This window comes from Paraburkholderia sp. CNPSo 3281, from assembly GCF_024206515.1.
Lineage (GTDB): Bacteria > Pseudomonadota > Gammaproteobacteria > Burkholderiales > Burkholderiaceae > Paraburkholderia > Paraburkholderia nodosa.
The window spans coordinates 1-1,123 of record NZ_JAMBPS010000155.1; the positions used below are offsets into that span (position 1 = coordinate 1).

Here is a 1,123-nt window from a genome sequence, read left to right on the forward strand (position 1 = left end):
GACCACGACGGCGCTGAATGCGCTGAGCACGGCCCAGCTCGCAACGCTGGCGATCGCCTCGCTGACGACCGGTCAGGTGGCCGGTCTGAGCACGGGCCAGCTGTCGAGCCTGATTTCGAGCCAGGTCCAGCAGTTGGGTTCGGCTGACATCAAGGCGCTGAGCACCAGCCAGGTGGTGAACGGTCTGGGTTCGGCGGGCATCGCGGCACTGACGTCCAGCCAGGTCGCACAGCTCGGCACGGCGGACCTGAGCGCGCTGAACACGGCAGAAGTGCAGGCACTGGGCTCGGCGGGCATTGGCCAGCTGACGTCGTCGCAAGTGCAGTCGCTGACCTCGACGGCGCTCAACGCGCTGACGACGTCGCAGCTGGCGACGCTGTCGGTGAACCTGCTGTCGAGCGCACAGGTCTCGGGTCTGAGCACGGGCCAGCTCGCGGGACTGAGCGCGACGCAGGTGCAGCAGCTGAACTCGGCTGACCTCAAGGCGCTGAACAGCTCGCAGCTCGTGAACGGCCTCGGCACCGCAGGCATCGCCTCGCTGACCACGACGCAGGTGCAGTCGCTGACCACGACGGCGCTGAACGCGCTGAGCACGGCACAGCTGGCAACGCTGGCAATCGCCTCGCTGACGACGGGTCAGGTGGCCGGCCTGAGCACGGGCCAGCTGTCGAGCCTGATTTCGAGCCAGGTCCAGCAACTGGGTTCGGCTGATATCAAGGCGCTGAGCACCAGCCAGGTTGTAAACGGTCTGGGTTCGGCGGGCATCAAGGCACTGACGTCCAGCCAGGTCGCGCAGCTCGGCACGGCGGACCTCAACGCACTGAACACGGCAGAAGTGCAGGCACTCGGTTCGGCGGGCATTGGCCAGCTGACGTCGTCGCAAGTGCAGTCGCTGACCTCGACGGCGCTGAACGCGCTGACGACGTCGCAGCTGGCGACGCTGTCGGTGAACCTGCTGACGAGCGCACAGGTTTCGGGTCTGAGCACGGGCCAGCTCGCGGGACTGAGCGCGACGCAGGTGCAGCAGCTGAACTCGGCTGACCTGCGCGCGCTGAGCACGAGCCAGCTCGTGAACGGTCTTGGCACCGCAGGCATCGCCTCGCTGACCAGCACGCAGGTGCAG

The 1,123-nt window shown here is 67.3% G+C and carries 1 pseudogene; it reads left to right on the plus strand.

The features are described 5' to 3' along the window. A pseudogene (locus M3I56_RS40605) lies at positions 1-1,123 on the plus strand (heme utilization protein); the annotation flags it as partial.